Annotated in this window: 4 protein-coding genes; 1 reads left to right on the plus strand and 3 read right to left on the minus strand. The window is 32.5% G+C overall.

What is annotated here, in order from left to right; all coding sequences use genetic code 11:
• Positions 1 to 24: 24 nt before the first annotated feature.
• The 3 genes from ACUSJC_RS06995 to ACUSJC_RS07005 form a co-directional block, all read right to left on the minus strand.
• Positions 25 to 1,884 carry a hypothetical protein gene (locus ACUSJC_RS06995; RefSeq protein ID WP_449268844.1) on the minus strand — a complete coding sequence of 620 codons (1,860 nt, stop codon included), beginning with the start codon at positions 1,882 to 1,884 and terminating at the stop codon, positions 25 to 27.
• A gap of 6 nt (positions 1,885 to 1,890) precedes the next feature.
• The gene (locus ACUSJC_RS07000; RefSeq protein ID WP_449268845.1) at positions 1,891 to 2,526 is read right to left on the minus strand and encodes a hypothetical protein; all 636 of its coding nucleotides are present in this window, start codon (positions 2,524 to 2,526) and stop codon (positions 1,891 to 1,893) included.
• A gap of 61 nt (positions 2,527 to 2,587) precedes the next feature.
• Complete coding sequence (locus ACUSJC_RS07005; protein WP_449268846.1) at positions 2,588 to 5,197, minus strand: DEAD/DEAH box helicase family protein; 2,610 nt, start codon at positions 5,195 to 5,197, stop codon at positions 2,588 to 2,590.
• A 45-nt stretch (positions 5,198 to 5,242) separates the two neighbouring features.
• Here ACUSJC_RS07005 and hemB point away from each other — a divergent pair, with 45 nt between their 5' ends.
• Positions 5,243 to 6,241 (plus strand): porphobilinogen synthase, encoded by a 999-nt coding sequence (gene hemB, locus ACUSJC_RS07010; protein WP_449268847.1) that lies wholly within the window; start codon positions 5,243 to 5,245, stop codon positions 6,239 to 6,241.
• Positions 6,242 to 6,321 lie beyond the last annotated feature (80 nt).

A 6,321-nucleotide genomic window follows, 5' to 3' on the forward strand; every position in this document is an offset into this window, starting at 1 on the left:
GCTCTTTTTTGCTTTTACTCTTTTTTATTTCAGATATTCTACTAAATCTAAAGTTTGAATAATAATATTCTTTTCAGTTGAAGTAGCATTAAATTCAGCTTCTATTTTCATAGTGTTTCCATGTAATTTTTTAGAAGCATTGAACTGAATATTTTTGAATTGGTTGCTAAGTTTTAAGATAGATGCCGTATCTTTTCCAAAATCTGCACTCATCAAATAGTTTTTTACAAAGCGGTTAATATCAAAATTTCCTGAAGAATAGTTAGATGATAAATTCTTTTTCACTTTTTTAGCAAAATCAGATTGAGAATTAGTAGTCAAATAATCTAATCCATTAGTAAAAATAATAACATCTTGATCTTTAATAAGAGCAATGTCGCCTAATTCATCGGTTCCTTTAATGCTATAATGACCATTATCTTCAAAAAGAAGATTTTTACGTACACCAAGATTGATTAATTTTTGCCCTATAGTTGGGTGAGTGGAAGTGAATATTACAGAAAAAACAGGTTTGTTTTTAGTGATTGTTTTTTCAACTTCTATTTGCTCATAATTATCATCATATTCTATTCCGGTATACGTATACTCGTATTGTTCCATATTGTGGAAGAAAATAGTGAAATCCCCATCAAATAAAGTTGCAGTAGCTTCTTCGTCGATCAATGTACTGATTAAATCGGTTACGATTTCAGTATCCTGTTTCTCAATGGGTAAATTGGCCAACATTTGTTCGAGAACTTTAGGGTAATTTTTTAAAACTTCAGCCGTACTGATGTGGTATGTTAAATAGGCTAAAGGTTCAGTTTTCGGGAAGTGTTTAAAAGCATTCTTATTAGGTTTTCTGTTGGTAACCTTTTTCATGATTTTCGCTAGATCCGGCGAATATTCAACCGTTTGTTCCATTCTGGCTTTTCCTTTTTCAAAAAAGAAATCAGCACCCATACCTTCAATAGTGTATTGAGTCGGAGTTGTAACTCTTGGAGCAAATGTTCTGAAAAGATAATAGAAACTACTCATTTTGCTATAAACCGATTGATAATCAATCCATGTAGAAACATCTGCTTTTGAATTTACTTTACCAAAAGTGGGCGCTACAAACCCCTTTTCGAATAGTTGTGCTATAATGGCTTCTTGTTTTGCGTGTTTTTTCTTGCGTGCTTCTTCAGCTTCTTTTCTGTATTCTTCGTCTAATGACGAATAATAATTTCCGTCATAAACGATAACAGGATCTTCACCTTCTTGTTCCCATTCACTAGCAGTTTCAATTTCTTGTTCTGTAGGTGCTGGCGGTAGTACCTCTACGGTCTCTACAACTCCTTCTTCGTATGCTTCATTATACTCCTCATTATATTCTTCAACTTCTTCTACAACGACAGTATCGTCATAATCGTCATATCTATAACCATATAATGAAGAATCATAATTCGAGGTTTTCAATACTTCAAAAATGACTAGATGACTGGCATTCCAAGCAATGGTAAAGTCGTCATGTTTTGAAGAAAGAACTTGATATCCCGACTTTTTTTGAATAACATCAGGAATAGAATCTTCTTGTTTGTTAATTTTGTTTTGTATAAATTTTTCGAAAGTATCTGCCTTTGCCAAAGGAATAGTGACCTGATAATACGGAATGCTATCTGTGAAATTTCCATGTATGCTGATAGCTCTATTTTGATCAATAAAAGAAGCGAAATCTTTTAGTTTTAAATCAGCACTTTCTCTGTTGAATTCTTTAAAAGCTTTATGATTAAACAAACTGTCAAGATTTACTTTTTTTGCAAACTGAGACGTGTTGAATTGCACAAAATAATCGTAATTCTCTTTTTTCGTCTGGCTTAAACCGATAATAGGAAGTGCGAGTACTAAATAAAATAACTTTTTCATATAAAATTAAGGTGTAAAACGAATAGTATTGTTCATGAGTTTGTTGTTTTTTAAAACATCCCAAACCGTGTGTTTTAAGAAAACCGTTTTTTGAGTTTTCGATAATTTGGCATTTGTATTTTGGACTGAAGCCACATTTTCATCGAATGTATAAACAGCAATGATATTGGCTTTTAAAAGATCTTCCTTCTTGTCTTCTTTTTCTATAAGATTTTCAGGAATAGGGTAAGAGGCGATACGCTCGAAAGTATTTTTATAGTTTTTAAAATGAGTAAAGCCTTTGTGCGTTTTATCAATGGAGTTTAAGACTGTATTTAGAGATTCGACAGTAGCATATGAAAAATGAATTTTGAAAATGTAATTACTAAAATCATAAGACGTTGTTACTTTTGAAATGCCGCTTATTTTTGAAGCATCCTTTCTGAACTGTGCCAGTTTTTCTTTGATCTCTTCTTCGCTGGGAATACTAACACCATCAACTTCTTTCAAAAAAATAGCAGATTTAGTCTTTAACCAAGAATCTGAAAAATCAACCACTAAACTATAATCGCCACTTTGGTCACTATTGTGGTTGATCTTTTCTGTGATTTGAAAACAACCGGTTAATAGCAAGCACAAACAAAGCGTGATTATTTTTTTCATAGCTACAAAAATAGGAGTATTTTTCAGAGAATTCTAACACTTTTGAAGAAAGATGATATGACTAATTCCAGATAACGGCTTTTTTCGTAGTTTCTTTAAAAACATTACTAATATGAAACATTCTAGCTTTTAAAAGTAATTTACGTCCTTCTAAATGACGCGTGTAATAAAAGCGAGATTCACCGACAGTTTGTCGCCAATGTTTCTCAAAAATCCGGCAATTTTTCTTTTTATCTCCAAGAATATCCGGTACAGAATAATAATTCTCAACTTCAAAGTTTTTTCGGAACCAATTGGTCTTTATAACCAAATAACGTGGATTTTGAATAGGAGCTAAAATTTGCTCTAATGCTCTTATAAATAAACCGCTTTCAAAATCAGCAACTCCTTTAATGGAGACAATAACATCTCCTTTTGGATTAATAAATGAATTGAGAAAAATATTATTTTTAGTTGTGCTGATAAACCCTATTTCGCACATGGAATCTAAAAGAGCTTGACTGATTTTTTTAATGTCTTTGTGTAAAAAACCGAATTGAACATAAGCTCTAATTGCTTTATAAGATTTAACGCCAAAAGTTAATCCCAATGCGGTTAAAAGTGAATAGGTAAAAGCAAGTAATCCTTTTGTTATTATAACGTTTAAATTTTTTAATAAAAACTCAGGTAAAAATAAAGAGATTGCAACAGTTAGTTCTACTACAGAATACTTAACAACATCCTTAAATCGTTGTTCTTTTTCTAGTTGAAATGGCTTTTCTTCCGGATAATATTGCTTTATTTCTCTTGATAAAGAAGAACCTAATCGAATGGCATTATACCATTTTTTTTTCATTTGAGCTCTCTGATTAGATAATGATAATGTTCTTCGGTTGAATTCGTCAAGATCAAAATTGTCGTAGCGGAAAGGTAAATTTAAACGATCGATACCACTTTCAATATACGCATGATCATCATTTGAAATACCAACATAAGAATCAAAGCGCCTTTTTAATGTTTCAACATCTTTTCCGCCTTTATTGTCAGTAGGGTCTAAACAGACTAAATGCCAAATGTTTCCAGTTTTATCGGAATTGTTTTTTGTTGTTCGTATAGCCCTTCCTCTCATTTGATTGGAAGATACAAAAGACCCGACAAAAGAAGCTAATATTAAAGTATTTATTGAAGGAGCATCCCAACCTTCGCCTAAAAGAGACTTTGTGCCAATGAGAATTGTGATTTTTCCTTCTTCAAAAAATTGCGTAATTGTTTTTACAATTTTATCGGAATGACTACCAATTGTGAGACTGATATAATCTTCATCCGTTTTTAAAACAGAAAAACGAATACTTTCATCTAAAAAATGCTGTAACGATTTATGAACGATAACAACACTTCCGGAAAGCACCGCTATACTATTTTTAGGTAATTCATTTTTAAGACGATAAAAAATAGGAATTACGCCTAATCGGTTGATGTTATGTCTGTCTGTTTCTTCAATATCCAGAAACTCTTTTTTGATATAATCTGTCAAAACAACGGCTCTTAAATCCGACTTTAAATTAGTATTTTCACTTTTTAAAATACTAAGTATACTTTCTAACTTGCTGATACTATTTGATAAAGAGCGATAAAGCGTTTTAGTTCCCACAAAATCAACACTGTTGTTTTCTAAAGCATGTATTCTACGCACTTCTTGTTCTGTGGTTTGAAGTAAATGCTCTTGCTGTTCTAGATTTTTACGATCGTTAATTAATAGATTTTGTAATAAAATTTGTGCCCAGGGAAGATCAAAATCAGGAATCTTAACGGATTCATTTTTTTCAAATCCTAAAATGTAGAAATAGTTTTTATCAAGAGTTATTTTACAGTGGTTTAAAAAAATTAAAATTGAGGAAAGATATTCAGGATTAGCATAAATATCGTTGAGGTTTTTATGAGTATCTTTTAAGAAACGATGATTTTTCAGAAAATTGATTAAAGATTCATTTGTGCTCATGGCATCAAAAAAAGCAGCAATCTTCATTCTGTACTCAATGATAAATTCAATTTCCTTTTTGCTGGGTTCAGAAAAATAAACAAAATCTTGATGAGGACATAAATCACCTTCTTTTACAAGATCAGGTACCACGATTTCATCATCAATTTCTCCGCATAATTTAAAATACTTATTGACTTCTAATGCTTCACTATCATAAGGAGGCGTAGCTGTTAAAGCGACAACAGTTTGTTGATGTTTTTCCTTAAGTTCATACAAACATTTCCACCATTCATTTTTGAGATGATGGCATTCATCTAAAATCAAAACTTCAATACGATGCTGTTGAAAAAAACTAAAATATTCTTCTTTTGATGTACATTTTTTATAAAAAGAATGAAGCGATTGATAGGTAGAAAACGTCACATTTGATGGGTTAGAAATGTCAAAGGAAAATTCGTCAAATGAGTTTCCATCCATAAAAAAAGTTTGCAATCGATCATGCCACTGATTTCGGATAGTTAATGTAGGACAAAGAACCAATGACTTTTTATTTATTTTTCGCATTAATTCAATTCCTAAGATAGTTTTTCCGGAACCCGGAGGAGCAATTACATGTAAGTGATTATCTTGTATATGAGATTGAAAATGGACTAAAAATCGGTCTTGATAGCTTCTCCAATTATAACAAAACTTTAGTTCTTTGAAAGGCATTTTACCCTATATATTTTTTAACTTTGTGTTCCAAATATAAGAATTATGTTTCCATTACAAAGAGGCAGAAGATTAAGAGTAAACAAAAGCATTCGCAGTTTAGTTCAAGAAACAACGTTAAGTCCGAGCGATTTTATGTTTCCAATGTTTGTTGCCGAAGGCGAAAATGTAAAAGTTGAAATTCCGTCAATGCCCGGAATTTATAGAAGATCAATCGACTTAACAGTTGAAGAAGTTAAAGAATTATTTGCTTTAGGAATTAGAGCAGTCAATATTTATGTAAAGGTCAGCGAAGACTTAAAAGACAATACCGGAAAAGAAGCTTGGAATCCGGATGGATTAATGCAAAATACAATCAGAGCTATTAAAGCAGCTTGCCCTGAAATGGTAGTGATGCCCGATGTGGCTTTAGATCCGTATTCTATTTATGGTCACGACGGAATTATTAAAGACGGCGATATTGCTAATGATGAAACGGTGGATGCTTTAGTAAAAATGGCAGTCTCTCATGCCGAAGCCGGTGCCGATTTTGTAGCACCGAGCGATATGATGGACGGGCGTGTGTTGCGTTTACGCGAAGGTTTAGATGCAGCAGGTTTCCAGAATGTGGGAATCATGAGTTATTCGGCAAAATATGCTTCCGCATTTTACGGACCGTTTCGTGATGCTTTAGACAGCGCACCAAAAGAAGCAACGATTAAGGTTCCAAAGGATAAGAAAACCTATCAAATGGATTATGCTAACCGTATTGAGGCGATAAAAGAAGCACTTTGGGATGTAGAAGAAGGGGCTGATATGGTTATGGTAAAACCGGGAATGGCTTATTTAGATATTGTCAGAGAAGTAAAAAATGCAGTACATGTTCCGGTAACCGTGTATCATGTTTCAGGAGAATATGCCATGATTAAAGCGGCTTCTGAAAGAGGCTGGTTAGATAATGATGCCATTATGATGGAGCAGTTGATGTGTATTAAACGTTCAGGAGCTAGTTTGATTTCTACATATTTTGCAAAAGAAGCAGCTATTCTATTGAATTCGAGATAACAATTAAGAAACACAAACTTTAACAAAATATACAGAAAAACTGTACCAATATTAACATTTAACATCCTAAATTTGGTATT

The sequence above is a fragment of the Flavobacterium sp. U410 genome, from assembly GCF_053570605.1.